The sequence below is a fragment of the Enterobacter sp. Tr-810 genome, assembly GCF_011752765.1.
GTDB classification, from domain to species: domain Bacteria; phylum Pseudomonadota; class Gammaproteobacteria; order Enterobacterales; family Enterobacteriaceae; genus Enterobacter; species Enterobacter soli.
Window position 1 is genome coordinate 139,777 of sequence record NZ_VWWW01000006.1, and the last position, 15,985, is coordinate 155,761.

17 protein-coding genes are annotated in these 15,985 nt (G+C 55.4%); 10 read left to right on the forward strand and 7 right to left on the reverse strand.

The window, feature by feature from the left end:
* The first annotated feature begins 1 nt into the window (after position 1).
* Both F3J30_RS17220 and F3J30_RS17225 read left to right on the forward strand, forming a co-directional pair.
* On the forward strand, positions 2-1,174 hold the full coding sequence (locus F3J30_RS17220) for a PatB family C-S lyase (protein ID WP_166718019.1): 1,173 nt from the start codon (positions 2-4) through the stop codon (positions 1,172-1,174).
* Between the two features lie 17 nt (positions 1,175-1,191).
* Entirely contained in the window at positions 1,192-3,081 is a 1,890-nt protein-coding gene (locus tag F3J30_RS17225) for an enterotoxin (protein WP_166718020.1), read from the forward strand.
* Between the two features lie 66 nt (positions 3,082-3,147).
* Here the strand turns inward: F3J30_RS17225 and rsmI are convergent, their stop codons facing one another.
* Entirely contained in the window at positions 3,148-4,011 is an 864-nt protein-coding gene (gene rsmI, locus F3J30_RS17230; protein WP_014071882.1) for a 16S rRNA (cytidine(1402)-2'-O)-methyltransferase, read from the reverse strand.
* 62 nt (positions 4,012-4,073) lie between these two features.
* Here rsmI and F3J30_RS17235 point away from each other — a divergent pair, with 62 nt between their 5' ends.
* From F3J30_RS17235 to dolP, 4 genes are read left to right on the forward strand one after another with little or no spacing between them, the layout of a single operon-like run.
* Positions 4,074-6,242 (forward strand): penicillin-binding protein activator, encoded by a 2,169-nt coding sequence (locus tag F3J30_RS17235; RefSeq protein ID WP_166718021.1) that lies wholly within the window; start codon positions 4,074-4,076, stop codon positions 6,240-6,242.
* Positions 6,200-6,595, forward strand: a complete 396-nt coding sequence (locus tag F3J30_RS17240; RefSeq protein WP_166718022.1) for a YraN family protein — start codon at positions 6,200-6,202, stop codon at positions 6,593-6,595. Before F3J30_RS17235 ends, F3J30_RS17240 begins: the two co-directional genes overlap by 43 nt.
* A gap of 20 nt (positions 6,596-6,615) precedes the next feature.
* Positions 6,616-7,206 carry a DnaA initiator-associating protein DiaA gene (gene diaA, locus F3J30_RS17245; protein ID WP_003861754.1) on the forward strand — a complete coding sequence of 197 codons (591 nt, stop codon included), beginning with the start codon at positions 6,616-6,618 and terminating at the stop codon, positions 7,204-7,206.
* 9 nt (positions 7,207-7,215) lie between these two features.
* Positions 7,216-7,791 carry a division/outer membrane stress-associated lipid-binding lipoprotein gene (gene dolP, locus F3J30_RS17250; RefSeq protein ID WP_014071885.1) on the forward strand — a complete coding sequence of 192 codons (576 nt, stop codon included), beginning with the start codon at positions 7,216-7,218 and terminating at the stop codon, positions 7,789-7,791.
* Between the two features lie 48 nt (positions 7,792-7,839).
* Here dolP and F3J30_RS17255 read toward each other — a convergent pair whose 3' ends face one another.
* Genes F3J30_RS17255 through F3J30_RS17265 form a run of 3 tightly spaced genes read right to left on the reverse strand, consistent with a single transcriptional unit; the run spans position 7,840 to position 9,990 of the window.
* Positions 7,840-8,877, reverse strand: a complete 1,038-nt coding sequence (locus F3J30_RS17255) for a permease (RefSeq protein WP_166718023.1) — start codon at positions 8,875-8,877, stop codon at positions 7,840-7,842.
* 36 nt (positions 8,878-8,913) lie between these two features.
* The gene (locus tag F3J30_RS17260) at positions 8,914-9,558 is read right to left on the reverse strand and encodes an NAD(P)H-binding protein (protein ID WP_014071887.1); all 645 of its coding nucleotides are present in this window, start codon (positions 9,556-9,558) and stop codon (positions 8,914-8,916) included.
* A gap of 3 nt (positions 9,559-9,561) precedes the next feature.
* Positions 9,562-9,990: a YhbP family protein gene (locus tag F3J30_RS17265; RefSeq protein ID WP_166718024.1), complete on the reverse strand. Its 429-nt coding sequence runs from the start codon at positions 9,988-9,990 to the stop codon at positions 9,562-9,564.
* 14 nt (positions 9,991-10,004) lie between these two features.
* Here F3J30_RS17265 and F3J30_RS17270 point away from each other — a divergent pair, with 14 nt between their 5' ends.
* Positions 10,005-10,334, forward strand: a complete 330-nt coding sequence (locus F3J30_RS17270; RefSeq protein ID WP_166718025.1) for a GIY-YIG nuclease family protein — start codon at positions 10,005-10,007, stop codon at positions 10,332-10,334.
* Here the strand turns inward: F3J30_RS17270 and F3J30_RS17275 are convergent.
* Positions 10,321-10,824 (reverse strand): N-acetyltransferase, encoded by a 504-nt coding sequence (locus tag F3J30_RS17275; RefSeq protein WP_166718026.1) that lies wholly within the window; start codon positions 10,822-10,824, stop codon positions 10,321-10,323. The two genes, F3J30_RS17270 and F3J30_RS17275, sit on opposite strands and share 14 nt — an antisense overlap.
* Complete coding sequence (locus F3J30_RS17280) at positions 10,818-11,342, reverse strand: SCP2 domain-containing protein (protein ID WP_014071891.1); 525 nt, start codon at positions 11,340-11,342, stop codon at positions 10,818-10,820. Before F3J30_RS17280 ends, F3J30_RS17275 begins: the two co-directional genes overlap by 7 nt.
* A 220-nt stretch (positions 11,343-11,562) precedes the next feature.
* Here F3J30_RS17280 and F3J30_RS17285 point away from each other — a divergent pair, with 220 nt between their 5' ends.
* The 3 genes from F3J30_RS17285 (at position 11,563) to F3J30_RS17295 (ending at position 14,649) form a co-directional block, all read left to right on the forward strand.
* The gene (locus tag F3J30_RS17285; RefSeq protein ID WP_014071892.1) at positions 11,563-12,558 is read left to right on the forward strand and encodes a peptidase U32 family protein; all 996 of its coding nucleotides are present in this window, start codon (positions 11,563-11,565) and stop codon (positions 12,556-12,558) included.
* 7 nt (positions 12,559-12,565) lie between these two features.
* Positions 12,566-13,444, forward strand: a complete 879-nt coding sequence (locus F3J30_RS17290) for a U32 family peptidase (RefSeq protein WP_014071893.1) — start codon at positions 12,566-12,568, stop codon at positions 13,442-13,444.
* A gap of 203 nt (positions 13,445-13,647) precedes the next feature.
* On the forward strand, positions 13,648-14,649 hold the full coding sequence (locus tag F3J30_RS17295; RefSeq protein WP_166718027.1) for a luciferase-like monooxygenase: 1,002 nt from the start codon (positions 13,648-13,650) through the stop codon (positions 14,647-14,649).
* A gap of 63 nt (positions 14,650-14,712) precedes the next feature.
* Here F3J30_RS17295 and mtr read toward each other — a convergent pair whose 3' ends face one another.
* A complete protein-coding gene (gene mtr / locus F3J30_RS17300; protein WP_166718028.1) occupies positions 14,713-15,957 on the reverse strand; it encodes a tryptophan permease in 1,245 nt (414 codons plus the stop codon).
* Between the last annotated feature and the right edge of the window lie 28 nt (positions 15,958-15,985).

The window sequence follows — 15,985 nt, forward strand, 5'->3', positions numbered from 1 at the left end:
TGTGTTTGATTTCGACAAAATCATCGAGCGTAAAAGCGATAAGTGCCGCAAGTGGGATCATGCGTTTGTCTGCTCGCGCTTCGGTGACGTCCCGGAGGGATTTATCCCGCTGTGGATCGCAGACATGGATTTCACCTCACCGCCCACCGTCATTGAGGGTTTCCAGCGCATCGTGGAACATGGCACCTTCGGCTATACCTGGTGCTTCGACGAATTCTACGACGCGGTTATCGCCTTCCAGCGTACCCGCCATCAGGTTGAGGTGGAGAAGTCGTGGATCACGCTGACCTACGGCACCGTTTCCACGCTGCACTACACGGTGCAGGCGTTCTGTGAGCCTGGCGACAGCGTGATGATGAACACGCCGGTCTACGATCCTTTTGCAATGGCGACGCAGCGCCAGGGCGTGCAGGTACTTGCTAACCCGCTTAGTGTGGAGGAAAACCGCTACCAGCTCGATTTTAATCTGGTCGAAGCGCAGCTCAAAACCCACCGTCCAAAGCTGTGGCTCTTCTGCTCGCCGCATAATCCTTCGGGCCGGATCTGGCGTGCGGATGAGATACGCCAGGTATCCGATCTCTGTAAGCGCTACGGCACCATTCTGGTAGTCGACGAAGTTCATGCCGAGCACCTGCTCGACGGCAAATTCGTCAGCTGTCTGACCCCTGGCTGTGCCGCACAGGACAACCTAATTGTACTGACGTCCCCTAACAAAGCGTTCAATCTCGGCGGGCTGAAAACCTCCTACTCGATGATCCCGGATGCTTCGCTGCGCCAGCGTTTCCGCAAACAGCTTGAGAGGAATTCCATTACCTCACCCAACATGTTTGGCGTGTGGGGAATTATCCTGGCTTACCAGCACGGTCTGCCGTGGCTCGACGCGCTAAACGGGTATCTGCGCGGTAACGCCCGCTACCTTGCGGATGCCATACAGACCCACTTCCCGGCCTGGAAAATGATGAACCCGGAATCCTCGTATCTGGCCTGGATAGACGTCAGCGCAGACGACCGTAGCGCCACAGAGTTGACCCAACATTTTGCCCAACAGGCCGGTGTCGTCATTGAAGACGGCAGCCACTACGTGCAAAACGGCGAGAACTACCTGCGTATCAACTTCGGCACTCAGCGCTACTGGCTGGAACAATCCATCAACCGAATGCTGAAGCATTACTAATAAGGAATCTTACCCTAATGAAAAAAGTGCTCACACTCTCGATGCTTGCCCTGTGTGTTTCTCATGGCGCGCTGGCGGCGAACTACGCGCTGGATAATGACAACATCGCCCTCTCATTTGATGACTCCAGTTCAGTGGTAGTGGTGAAAGACAAAAACACCCATCACCAGCTCTCGCCACAGGAGCTATTCTTTTTAACGTTGCCGGATGAGACCAAAATCCACACCGCGGATTTTAAAATCAAGCACGTAGAGAAACAGGACAATGCGATTGTCATCGACTTTACCCATCCGGATTTTAACGTAACGGTGAAGCTGAATCTGGTGAAGGGAAAATATGCCAGCATCGACTACACCATTGCGGCAGTCGGTCAGCCGCGAGACGTGGCGAAAATCACCTTCTTCCCTACCAAAAAGCAGTCGCAGGCACCTTACGTTGACGGGGGAATCAACAGCTCGCCGATCGTTGCTGATTCATTCTTTATCCTGCCGGATAAGCCCATTGTGAATACCTACGCCTATGAAGCGACGACCAATCTCAACGTCGAGTTGAAAACGCCAATTCAGCCGGAGACGCCGGTCAGTTACACCACCTACTTCGGTACTTTCCCGGAAACCACCCAGCTGCGCCGCAGCGTAAACCTGTTTATCGATGCAGTGCGTCCCCGTCCGTACAAACCTTACCTGCACTACAACAGCTGGATGGATATAGGTTTCTTTAATCCGTACACGGAGCAGGATGTGCTGGGCCGCATGAACGAGTGGAATAAAGAATTCATTACCGGTCGCGGCGTGAAGCTGGATGCGTTCCTGCTGGATGACGGCTGGGACGACCGCACCGGACGCTGGCTTTTTGGCCCGGCGTTCAGCCACGGCTTTGGCAAAGTCCGGGAAAAAGCCGATAGCCTGCACAGCTCAATCGGACTGTGGCTTTCACCGTGGGGCGGCTACAACAAACCACGCGACATTCGCGTTTCACATGCGAAGGAATACGGCTTCGAAACCGTGGACGGGAAACTGGCCTTGTCAGGCCCGAACTACTATAAAAATTTCAACGAGCAGATCATTAAGCTGATTAAAAACGAGCACATTACCTCGTTTAAGCTCGACGGAATGGGCAACGCTAACTCGCATATCAAGGGCAGCCAGTTCGCCTCAGATTTTGATGCCTCAATCGCCCTGCTGCATAATATGCGCAGTGCGAACCCGAATCTGTTTATCAACCTGACCACCGGCACTGACGCCAGCCCGTCCTGGCTGTTATACGCTGACTCCATCTGGCGTCAGGGCGATGACATCAACCTGTATGGCCCCGGCACACCTGTTCAGCAGTGGATGACCTATCGCGATGCCGAAACCTACCGCTCCATTGTGCGCAAAGGTCCGCTGTTCCCGCTCAACTCGCTGATGTATCACGGCATCGTCAGTGCGGAGAATGCCTATTACGGCCTTGAGAAAGTGCAAACGGACAGCGATTTTGCCGACCAGGTCTGGAGCTACTTCGCCACCGGAACCCAGCTACAGGAGCTGTATATCACCCCATCAATGCTGAACAAGGTGAAGTGGGATACCCTTGCGCAGGCAGCGAAATGGTCACGTGATAACGCCAGCGTGCTGGTGGATACGCACTGGATTGGCGGGGATCCAACAGCGCTTCAGGCTTACGGCTGGGCATCCTGGAGCAAAGCCAAAGCGATCCTGGGTTTGCGTAACCCGTCGGATAAACCGCAAAGCTACTATCTGGATCTGGCAAAAGACTTTGAAATCCCGGCAGGCAGTGCAACACAGTTTACGTTGAAAGCGGTTTACGGCAGTAACGCTACCGTACCGGGTGAGTATAAGAATGCGGTGGTGATTACGCTGCAGCCGCTGGAAACGCTGGTGTTTGAGGCGACGCCAGGGAACTAAAACAGGGATGTCGGTTTGCATGCCGGGTCAACATAGCGTCACCCGGCGAAAACAGGCGCAGGGGCCTTACTCCCCCTGCTGCTCCAGCGCGTACTTATACAACGCATTTTTCTTCACGCCGTGAATTTCCGCCGCCAGCGCAGCCGCTTTCTTGAGTGGCAACTCGCTTTGCAGCAGCGTCAGGGTGCGGATGGCATCGGCAGGCAGTGCGTCTTCTTCCGCTTTGTGGCCTTCAACAATCAGTACCATCTCACCTTTACGACGGTTTTCGTCTTCTTTTACCCATGCCAGCAGTTCGCCGACCGGCGCGCCGTGGATGGTTTCCCAGGTTTTCGTCAGCTCACGCGCCAGCACCACGTAGCGGGCTTCACCCCAGACGGTGACCATATCTTCCAGGCTTTCCAGCAAACGGTGGGTTGATTCATAGAAAATCAGCGTACGCGGTTCGGTTTCCAGGTCTTTTAATACGTCGCGGCGGCCTTTTGATTTCGCCGGCAGGAAGCCTTCATAGCAGAAACGATCGGACGGCAACCCCGCCGCGCTCAATGCGGCAATCGCGGCGCACGGCCCCGGCAATGGCACAACGCGAATGCCTGCCTCGCGGCAGGTACGCACCAGATGGTAGCCAGGATCGTTAATCAGCGGCGTTCCGGCATCGGACACCAGGGCGATGTTCTGCCCTTCCTTCAATTTCGCCACCAGCGTGTCAGCTTTTTGTTGCTCATTGTGATCGTGCAGGGCAAACATTCGGGCGTTAATGGCGAAGTGTTGCAGCAGTAAACCGGTATGGCGGGTATCTTCAGCAGCAATTAAATCAACGGCTTGCAATACAGTGAGGGCACGTTGGGTAATATCAGACAAATTCCCGATAGGAGTAGGTACAATATAAAGCTGGCCTTGAGAATTATCTGCCGTTTCGTGTTGTTTCATTGTTTAGTCCGTATTGCCGATTTAATATTGAGCATTGCGTAAAAAAAATCACTGGATACAGTATGGTACCGTTAACGTTTCTTCGAACAAAAGCCGCGCGCAGCGTGCCTCTGCTGCTGGCAGCCCTGATCTTTGCCGGCTGTGGCACCCAGGCGCCCGATCAAAGCGCTGCCCATATGCAGGGATCCGCGCAGGCTGATTCTGGCTTTTATCTGCAACAAATGTCGCAGAGCTCAAATGATACCAAGACCAACTGGCAATTACTCGCCATTCGTGCACTGCTGAAAGAAGGTAAAACCCAGCAGGCAGCCGAACTGTTCAACCAGCTTCCGCAAGATCTTAACGACACACAGCGTCGTGAACAGGTATTGCTTTCAGCTGAGCTGAAAGTGGCGCTGAAAGATTATGCGGCCGCCAAAAAGATCCTCGGCGACATTGACGTCAGCGCGCTGGATAAAAACCAGCAGGCGCGTTTCTGGCAGGCCGGTATCACCGCTGAACAGGGGCGTGCTTCCCTGCCGCTGCTGCGCGCTCTGATCGCCCAGGAGCCGCTGCTGAGCGGTGCCGACAAGCAGAAAAATATCGATGCCACCTGGCTGGCGCTCTCCTCAATGACGCAGGAACAAGCGCAACAGCTAGTGATCAACGCGGACGAAAACGTCTTGCAGGGCTGGCTGGATCTGCAACAAATGTGGTTTAACAACCGCAACGATCCAAACATGCTGAAAGCCGGTATTACCGACTGGCAAACCCGCTACCCGCAAAACCCTGGCGCGAAAATGCTGCCAACCCAGCTGGTTAACGTGCAGAACTTTAAACCTGCTTCCACCAGCAAAATCGCCTTGCTGCTGCCGTTAAACGGCCAGGCAGCGGTGTTTAGTCGTGCGATCCAGCAGGGTTTTGAAGCGGCGAAAAACGGCACAACGGCCGTTGCAGGCAATGCCGTGCCAGAGCAGGCTGCTCAGGCCGCTAACGTCAACACCGTGGTCAGCCCTTCAGCTGCGGAAACCAGCGACCTGACAACGGCACAAACGCCTGCCCAGGGTACGATGCAAAACCCAGTCACGGCGCCAACAACGCCAGCCGCGACTGCACCAGCAGCGGCCCCGGTACAGACACCAGCGGCAACGCCGGCTGCACCTGCAACCCAGGCAGCACCTGCGACAACTACACAGCCGCAGGTGACTGAACAACCTCAGACCCCGGCGCAACAACCGGCAGCACAGCCTCAGGCTGTGGCGACAACCGGTGCGAACCCGGGTGCAGAGCTGAAAATCTACGACACCAGCTCACAGCCGCTCGATCAGGTTCTGGCGCAGGTTCAGCAGGACGGCGCCAGCATCGTGGTTGGCCCACTGCTGAAAAACAACGTCGATGAGCTGATGAAAAGCAACACCACCCTGAACGTCCTGGCGCTTAACCAGCCAGAGCAAGTTCAGAACCGCGCGAATATCTGCTACTTCGCACTCTCCCCGGAAGATGAAGCCCGCGACGCGGCGCGCCATATCCACGAGCAGGGTAAACAAGCGCCACTGCTGCTCATTCCGCGCAGCACGCTGGGTGACCGCGTGGCGACAGCATTTGCACAAGAGTGGCAGAAGCTGGGCGGCGGCATTGTTTTACAGCAGAAATTTGGCTCAGTGTCTGAGCTGAGAGGCGGTGTCAACGGCGGCGCGGGCATTTCGCTCAGCGGCAGCCCGGTTTCAGCAAGCCTGCCACAACAACAGGGTGTCACCATTGGCGGCCTGAATATCCCTGCCCCACCGACCGACGCCCAAATCAGCGGTGGCGGTAAAGTTGATGCCGCTTACATCGTCGCAACCCCGGAAGAGATCGCGTTCATCAAACCGATGATCGCCATGCGTAACGGTAGCCAGAGCGGTGCAACACTGTACGCCAGCTCTCGCAGCGCGCAAGGCACGGCTGGCCCGGATTTCCGTCTGGAAATGGAAGGCCTGCAATACAGCGAAATTCCAATGCTGGCGGGCAGCAACCCGGCACTGATGCAGCAGGCGCTGGGCGCCGTGCGTAACGACTACTCTCTGGCTCGCTTGTATGCCATGGGTGTTGATGCATGGGCGCTGGCAAACCACTTTACTCAGATGCGCCAGGTGCCAGGGTTCGAACTCAACGGCAACACCGGTGATTTGACCGCCACTCAGGACTGCGTGATTAACAGGAAGTTATCATGGCTCAAATACCAGCAGGGGCAGATCGTCCCGGCCAGTTAAGCCGTAAACAAACCGGTGACGCGTGGGAAGTTAAAGCGCGTCGCTGGCTTGAAGGCAAGGGACTGCGCTTTATCGCCGCCAACGTTCGTGGACGAGGCGGCGAAATCGATCTCATTATGAAAGACGGTCAAACGACCGTGTTTGTCGAAGTACGCTTCAGGCAGTCATCGCAATTTGGTGGCGCTGCCGCCAGCGTGACGCCCGCCAAACAACAAAAATTATTACAGACAGCCCTCTTGTGGCTTGCCCGCCATAATGGGAGCTTTGATACTGTGGATTGCCGGTTCGATGTGGTAGCCTTCACCGGAAACAACATTGAGTGGCTGAAAAACGCGTTTGGCGAAGACACCTGAATACGATTTAAAGGGATAACGTGCTCGAAAGAATTAAAGTGTGCTTCACAGAAAGCATTCAGACTCAGATTGCAGCGGCGGAAGCCCTCCCGGACGCGATTTCTCGCGCAGCGATGACGCTGGTGCAGTCCCTGCTTAATGGCAACAAAATCCTCTGTTGTGGCAATGGCACCTCGGCCGCCAACGCACAGCATTTTGCTGCCAGCATGATAAATCGCTTTGAAACAGAACGACCTAGTTTACCTGCCATTGCACTAAACACCGATAATGTGGTCTTAACAGCGATTGCTAACGATCGTCTGCATGACGAGATTTACGCGAAGCAAGTGCGCGCCCTGGGTCACGCAGGAGATGTTCTGTTGGCTATCTCCACGCGGGGTAACAGTCGCGACATCGTCAAAGCCGTTGAAGCGGCCGTCACCCGCGATATGACTATCGTGGCGTTAACGGGTTATGACGGCGGTGAGCTGGCGGGCCTTCTGGGGCCGCAGGATGTGGAAATTCGCATTCCTTCTCATCGCAGCGCACGCATTCAGGAAATGCACATGCTTACGGTGAATTGCTTATGCGATCTGATCGATAACACGCTTTTCCCTCACCAGGATGATTAAGGAGTATTCATGAAGGCTTTATCGACCCTCGCAGTCCTGATGTCTGCACTGCTACTTCAGGGATGTATTGCTGCGGCCGTTGTGGGTACCGCAGCCGTTGGTACAAAAGCAGCAACCGATCCTCGCTCCGTGGGCACTCAGGTTGATGACGGTACACTGGAACTGCGCGTAAACAGCGCACTGTCGAAAGACGAACAAATTAAGAAAGAAGCGCGCATCAACGTAACGGCGTATCAGGGCAAAGTGCTGCTGGCAGGCCAGGCGCCAAATATGGAGCTCGCCTCCCGCGCCAAACAAATTGCGATGGGTGTAGAGGGCACGACGGAAGTCTTTAACGAAGTACGTCAGGGTCAGCCGATTGGTCTGGGAGACGCATCGTCCGATACCTGGATCACCACCAAAGTTCGCTCTCAGTTACTGGGCAGTGACCAGGTGAAATCCTCTAACGTGAAAGTCACCACCGAGAACGGCGAAGTGTTCCTGCTGGGCCTGGTCACCGACCGTGAAGGGAAAGCCGCTGCCGATATTGCCAGCCGGGTAAGCGGCGTGAAACACGTCACCACCGCGTTTACTTACATCAAGTAACCCAAACCTGACTGTAAGCCCGGTAAGCGCTTGCGCCACCGGGCTTTTTTATATCAGCGCAATACTCCCCACAATCACGCCACTCAACGTCACCAGACCCGCAGTCAGCCACAGCGCTTTTGCCGGGAATGACTTACGCAGCATGATAAGTGACGGCAGGCTGATCGCAGGCAAGGTGATAAGCAGCGCCAGCGCCGGAGCCGTTCCCATGCCAGCCAGCATCATCGTCTGAACAATCGGGATTTCAGCGGCCGTCGGGATAACGAACAGGCAGCCTGCAACCGCCATCGCAATGACCCACAGCATCGAGTTATCGATAGCGCCATCCGCATGAGGGAACAGCCATACGCGCGCAGCCCCAAGCACCAGGACCGCCAGGATATACACCGGGATAGTGCTCCAGAAAAGCTGCCAAAGCGCTTTACCCCAACGCGCAAAGAAACTGCCCTGTGGCTCGGCGAACGTCACGTCCACAGACACAGGTTCGACCGTTTTGTCTTTCACCAGGTTCTGCACAAGCGTTGCGACCACCAGCACCGTCAATAACCCAGCAACAAGGCGGATGAACGCAAAATGCCAGCCGAGGACAAACCCCATGAACACCAGTGTGGCCGGGTTCAGCAGTGGGTTGCCCATCCAGAATGCCAACGCACCGCCCATTGAAACGCTTTGACGGCGCATTCCGGCGGCAACAGGTGCTGCACAGCAAGAGCACATCATGCCTGGCAAAGAGAATATCGTTCCCAGAAGCGTGCCCTGAAAACGGGGCTGCCCTAAGGTTTTCACCAGCCAGTTACGCGGAATAAGCACCTGAATCAGCGAGCCTAACAGCACACCCAACACGGCAGCTTTCCAGACGGCAAGGAAATAGACCATCGCATAATCCCACGCCGCCTGAAGCGGGCTGGAATCAGCCTGAGCAAGAATGGATTTGCCGATACTGTGCGTTTCGGCGGCAGTGAAGGCTTTTCCGTAATAGGGCTGCCACTTCACATACCAAAGACCAACGATAACAACGAGAAAGAAGAGAGCGGGTTTCCACCATTGAAATGGCGTTGCCGCCTGAGATGAAGACTGACCAGTCATAGCATTCCCCAGGGAGTGTTAATAAGCCCGAAGATACTACGCCTCACCTCGCGCAAGTTCACGTAATTTTGCCGATGGGATGATGTTAACGCCCTCCTGCGATGGCGACAGCGCCTCTTTCAGCATTGCACGCGCGACATCACGCGCATGAATTGATTTCCAGTTACCGGGAAAAATGCGAAACAACGGCGCAAAAATCGATTCGTTAAAACGGCGTTTATCACGGTGCCCCAGCAGCATAGAGGGGCGAACAATCGTCAGATGTTCCCATTTCTGCGCAATCAGCGCGGCCTCCATCTTTCCTTTCACTTTGTTGTAAAAGAACGGCGAGCTTGCGTTTGCCCCCATCGAACTGACCACCACCAGATGTTTGGCCCCGAGCTTTTTCGCCCTGAGCGCGGTATCCACAACCAGCGCGTAGTCGGCGTGGACAAACGCCTCCTTACTGCCCGCTTCGCGGCGGGTCGTACCCAGACAACAAAAGACGATATCAATGGGGTCGCACACCTGAGCCAGGGCATCGCTCAGTTTCGGCGCATGAGGATTAAACACACCAGGCATGGAGGCAAGGGGGCGACGCGTGGGGGCAGCGATGTAGTTCACCTTTCGCTCCTGAATCAGCATACGCAGCAGATACCCACCCACCAGCCCGGTCGCACCTGTAATTAGTACCTGACTCATACCCTACTCCTGACGCAGCCAGTGGATCTTTTTACCAAACCCCAGTGTGTTATCTGTAAATTTTAGTTCATCGAGGCGGATTTCCCACACCGGCGCTTTAAGCGCAATGGCAACCGGAAAACGGCGATTGTAGTGTCTGCGTTGTGCGTCACTCTCTTCACCGTCCAGACGGCGGATCTCACCTTTGAACTGGACGCCCCGGATCAAGGCGACCGTTTTCGGCTGGCCGTTAACCGTACCGGCCACCTTCGCCTGCTGGCCTGTCATCTGCGCATGACGTGTTTTATCTTCACTTAAGACGTAGAACGCCACGCGCTCAGGATCGTAGTAATAGAACGCGTTCGCACACCACATTTCACCTTCATCATAAACACACCAGGTGACGACATGTTGTTTCGCCAGCCAGCGGTTAATGGCCGTCAGTGTTTCCATTTTTCTTGTCTCTCATGCTAAGGTGCGTTCACCTTAACATACTGAATCTGTTTACCGTGTCCTGGTTTCTTTATCTTGTCCGTACCGCTGATAATGCACTCTATACCGGGATTACCACCGATGTGGAGCGGCGTTTCGTGGAACATCAAACGGGGAAAGGAGCAAAAGCGCTACGCGGGAAAGGGGAATTGCGGCTGGCCTTTTCGGCTCACGTGGGCGACCGTTCGCTGGCGCTCAGGCTGGAATACCGCATCAAACAACTGACGAAGCGCCAGAAAGAGCGCCTCGTCGCCGGAGACGGGTCGTTTGAGGCGCTACGCGAGAGCCTGATTAAAAGCGATTGAAGTGGTCGTGGTATTCCACCAAACCGTTTACGCCGTTCAGGGCATCATCTGCCAGGCGATGCAACTGGAAGGCAGACTCGGTGCCCGGCCAGCGACAGCGCAGATCGTAATGTGCCGCCTGTTCAAAGCCTAAACGGCCGTAGAACGCAGGATCACCCAGCGTAACAACGGCGGCATAACCGAACTCATTCAGCGAATCCAGTCCTTCATAGACCAGCTGACGGGCAACGCCCTGGCCACGGTAGCTTTCGTCTACCGCCAGCGGCGCCATTCCCACCCACTGAAGCTCCTCACCCTGAACCGTCACCGGGCTGAACGCCACATAACCGACAACCTGACCTTCGTCATCGGTGGCAACCAGACCCAGGGTGATCAGGCCATCTTCGCGGAGATCGTGGACCAGTTCGGCTTCGGCATCGCTCGCAAAAGAACGGCGTAATAATGCATCGATACCCGGTGCATCAATCCCAATTTCAACTCGAATCAGCATGGCTCACCTACTGAAGTGTGTTTACTTTCAGGCGGGGTTTTCAGCCCAGCCTCTACAAAATCAGCCATTTGCAGCAGAACCACGCGCAGCGCTTTCGGCATCTGCTCCAGCTCAATGGCATCCATCAAATTTTTCACGTACAAGCCAAGCTCCGTGTCCCCTTCGATAACCAGACGACGCTGGAAGAAGAGTGTGTCGGGATCTTGCTTACGCGCGGCGATCATCAGCAGATCGCTGGCATTAGCGCTAAAGCTTACGTCTGCCTCAGCAGATTCACGAACAATCAGCTGATCATTCTCTACCGAAGTAAACCAGCGCAGCCCGATATCGCGGACTTCAATACTCAGCCAGCGGCCATCAAGGAATTCCAGCTCACCTTCCTGTAACGCCTGGCGGAATTGCCAGCTCAGCACTTGCTCCAGAACCTGGCGTTTCAGCGCGAAAGGCGTCAGTTTTACCGGCACGCTCAGCATTGATGGACCAAATTGTACGAGTCGTGAACGCAGTTTATCCAGCACGAGCTTTACTCCCTGATATCTATAGTCCTGTTATTTTGCCATAACCTGAGGCCAACATAGCGGCGTAAATCAACAAACCGTCGTCCGGTGTGACCCATTATTGGTGCCATCAATACGCCATTAGCTGCCTTAAATCAAAAATTGTCGCGTATGGGTTAATTAAAATCCCAGTTCGTTAACAATTTTGCGATCGCTGAGATCGAGATTATCAGGATAAATTATGGAGCTGCTCTGCCCTGCCGGAAACCTTCCGGCGCTTAAGGCGGCCATCGAAAATGGTGCCGATGCGGTATATATCGGGCTGAAAGATGATACCAACGCCCGCCATTTTGCTGGCCTCAACTTTACGGAGAAAAAGCTTCAGGAAGCCGTTAACTTCGTCCACCAGCACCGCCGCAAGCTGCATATTGCTATCAATACCTTCGCCCATCCTGATGGCTACGCCCGCTGGCAACGCGCGGTGGACATGGCGGCACAGCTGGGGGCCGATGCGCTGATCCTGGCCGACCTCGCCATGCTTGAGTATGCAGCAGAACGTTATCCGCATATTGAGCGTCATGTCTCTGTTCAGGCATCCGCCACCAACGAAGAAGCCGTTCGCTTCTACCATCGCCACTTTGACGTGGCCCGCGTGGTGCTGCCGCGCGTGCTCTCTATTCATCAGGTTAAGCAACTCGCCCGCGTCACGCCAGTTCCGCTGGAAGTTTTTGCGTTCGGCAGCCTGTGCATCATGGCGGAAGGGCGTTGCTATCTCTCCTCTTATTTAACCGGTGAATCCCCGAACACCGTGGGGGCCTGTTCCCCTGCCCGCTTTGTGCGCTGGCAGCAAACGCCGCAAGGGCTGGAATCCCGCCTGAATGAAGTGCTGATCGACCGTTACCAGGATGGCGAAAACGCCGGCTACCCGACGCTGTGCAAAGGCCGCTATCTGGTCGATGGCGAGCGCTATCATGCGCTGGAAGAGCCCACCAGCCTCAACACCCTGGAGCTGCTGCCAGAATTACTGGCGGCGAACATTGCGTCCGTGAAAATCGAAGGTCGCCAGCGTAGCCCTGCCTATGTGAGCCAGGTGGCGAAAGTCTGGCGTCAGGCCATCGACCGCTGCATGGCAGACCCACAAAACTATGCGCCGCAAGCCGCCTGGATGGACACGCTCGGTTCAATGTCCGAAGGCACGCAAACCACGCTTGGCGCGTATCACCGTAAATGGCAGTGAGAAGACCATGAAATATTCATTAGGGCCAGTGCTGTACTACTGGTCAAAAGAGACGCTGGAAGATTTCTACCAGCAGGCGGCGACAAGCAGCGCCGATGTGATTTATCTCGGTGAGGCGGTATGCAGCAAGCGCCGGGCAACAAAAGTAGGTGACTGGCTGGATATGGCCAAAAACCTGGCGGGAAGCGGCAAGCAGGTTGTGCTCTCTACCCTGGCGCTGGTTCAGGCTTCATCCGAACTGGGCGAGCTGAAACGCTATGTGGAAAACGGTGATTTTCTGATAGAGGCAAGCGATCTTGGCGTAGTGAACATGTGCGCCGAACGTAAACTGCCGTTTGTCGCCGGACATGCCCTGAACTGCTATAACGCCGTCACGCTACGTCTGCTGCTGAAACAAGGTATGACGCGCTGGTGTATGCCGGTCGAACTCTCCCGCGACTGGCTGGTGAATCTGCTGAACCAGTGTGAAGAACTGGGCATCCGTAACCAGTTCGACGTGGAAGTGTTGAGCTATGGCCACCTGCCGCTGGCCTACTCCGCGCGCTGTTTTACCGCTCGCTCTGAAGACCGCCCGAAAGACGAATGCGAAACCTGCTGCATCAAATATCCAAACGGACGCAGTATGCTGTCGCAGGAAAATCAGCAGGTCTTTGTCCTCAACGGTATTCAGACCATGAGTGGCTATGTCTACAACCTCGGCAACGAACTGGCGTCGATGCAAGGGCTGGTAGACGTGGTGCGCCTGTCACCGCTGGATACGGACGTCTTCGCAATGCTGGATGCCTTCCGTGCCAATGAAAACGGTGCCTCTCCGCTGGCGCTGACGGCAAACAGCGACTGTAACGGCTACTGGAAACGCCTCGCCGGGCTGGAGCTTCAGGCGTAAATTTACACTACATCATTCACGTTGCATCAAGGCGGCAAGTCTGAGAATCCCCAGGAGCTTACTCAAGTAAGTGACTGGGGTGAACAGACGCAGCCAACACAGAGGCAGCGTGAAGGATGAAGTGTAAAAGCTCACTTTGTTAACAACGGTTAGTAATATTTAATGCACTATTAAAAGATTCACCGTCGACAAAGTGAGCTGTTATGACTAATAAAACCATTCCGTTTTCGGTGCTGGATCTGGCACCGATCCCACAAGGCGCCTCAGCAAGAGAAGCCTTTTCGCACTCGCTCGATCTTGCTCAATTAGCCGAAAAGCGTGGTTACCACCGCTACTGGCTGGCTGAACACCACAACATGGTAGGCATCGCCAGCGCTGCGACATCGGTACTGATTGGCTACCTGGCGGCAAACACCACCACGCTGCACCTGGGCTCTGGCGGCGTTATGTTGCCAAACCATGCCCCACTGGTGATAGCCGAGCAGTTTGGCACATTGAATACTCTCTATCCGGGTCGTATTGATTTGGGTCTTGGCCGGGCACCGGGTAGCGATCAGCCGACAATGCGCGCCCTGCGCCGCCATATGAGTGGCGATATCGATAACTTCCCTCGCGATGTGGCTGAACTGGTGGACTGGTTCGATGCGCGCGATCCAAACCCGCACGTGCGCCCTGTGCCGGGATACGGTGAGAAGATCCCCGTTTGGCTGCTGGGTTCGAGCCTGTATAGCGCTCAGTTGGCCGCGCAGCTCGGCCTGCCGTTTGCATTTGCCTCGCACTTTGCGCCAGACATGCTGCATCAGGCGCTGCATCTTTACCGCACGAATTTCAAACCGTCCGAACGGCTGGAAAAACCATACGCGATGGTATGTATCAACATCATTGCCGCCGACAGCAATCGCGATGCGGAATTCCTGTTTACCTCTATGCAGCAGGCGTTTGTGAAACTGCGTCGCGGCGAAACGGGCCAGTTGCCGCCACCGGTGGAGAATATGCACCAGCTGTGGTCTGCTTCCGAGCAGTATGGCGTGCAGCAAGCGCTGAGCATGTCTCTGGTGGGTGATAAAGCGAAGGTGCGTCACGGTCTGGAAGCCGTGCTGCGCGAGACGCAGGCGGATGAGATTATGGTTAACGGGCAGATTTTCGACCACCAGGCACGTTTGCACTCGTTTGAGCTGGCAATGCAGGTGAAAGAGGAGTTGTAGTGTAGTGCGGTTTGCTGCCCTCACCCCAGCCCTCTCCCACAGGGAGAGGGTGAAAAGAGGCGTTTACTGATACACCGGCAACAGATTAAAGCTCGACAACACATGCACCAGCGCGTTGCCAACACCGAACACCAGAATCAGCGCAATCATCGGCTTGCCGCCCCAGACGCGGAATTTCGGGCTTCCAAAACGCTTACGTGATTTACGCGCCAGCAGAGCCGGCACAATCGCCGCCCAGATGGTAGCTGCCAGTCCTGCATAGCCAATGGCGTACAGGAAACCGTTCGGCCACAGCAGGCCACCTACAATCGGCGGCAGGAAGGTCAGCAATGCGGTTTTGAAGCGCCCCATCGCAGAATCATCAAAGCCAAACAGATCCGCCAGATAATCGAACAGGCCTAACGTCACGCCGAGGAAAGAGCTCGCTACCGCAAAGTTGGAGAACACCACCAGCAGCAGATCCAGACTGCGACTGTTCAGTACACCGCTCAGCGCTTGCACCAGCACATCAATGTTACCGCCCTTCTGCGCGATACCAACAAATTCCGGACGCGGGATGTTCCCCATCGTCCCCAGCAGCCAAATCACATACAGCCCCAGCGCCAGCAGCGTGCCGTAGACCAGGCACTTCACAATGGTGCGCGGATCTTTACCGTAGTACTTCATCAGGCTCGGCACGTTACCGTGGTAGCCAAACGATGCCAGACAGAACGGCAGGGTCATCAGCAGGTACGGCGTATAGGAGGTATTCGCTTCCGCCACGTTAAAGAGCGTGGTCGGGGTAACGTGCCCCAGCAGGCTGCCGAAGGTCAGGAAGAAGGTAATCACCTTGGCGCCCAGCACAATCGCCGTCATACGGCTGACCGCTTTGGTGCTTAACCAGACAATAAACGCCACGCCCAGTGCAAAGCACAGCCCTACCAGACGTGCAGGGACGTTCAGGGACATCTCCGAGAAGGTGTGATGCAGAATCGAACCACTGGCAGAGATGTACGCGTAAGTCAGGATATAGAGCACGAACGCAATGGAAATACCATTCACCACGTTCCAGCCTTTCCCGAGCAGGTCTTTGGTGATGGTATCGAAGCTGGAGCCAATACGGTAATTCAGGTTGGCTTCGAGGATCATCAGCCCGGAGTGCAACATACAGAACCAGGTGAAGACCAGCGCCGCCAGCGACCAGAAGAACCACGCACCGGACATGACCACCGGCAGGGAGAACATCCCCGCACCAATGATGGTTCCGCCGATGATCACCACGCCGCCTAACAGCGAAGGTGATGTTTGTGTGGTGGTTAGTGTCGCCATACAGCCATGTCTCCAGTTAAAAATATTG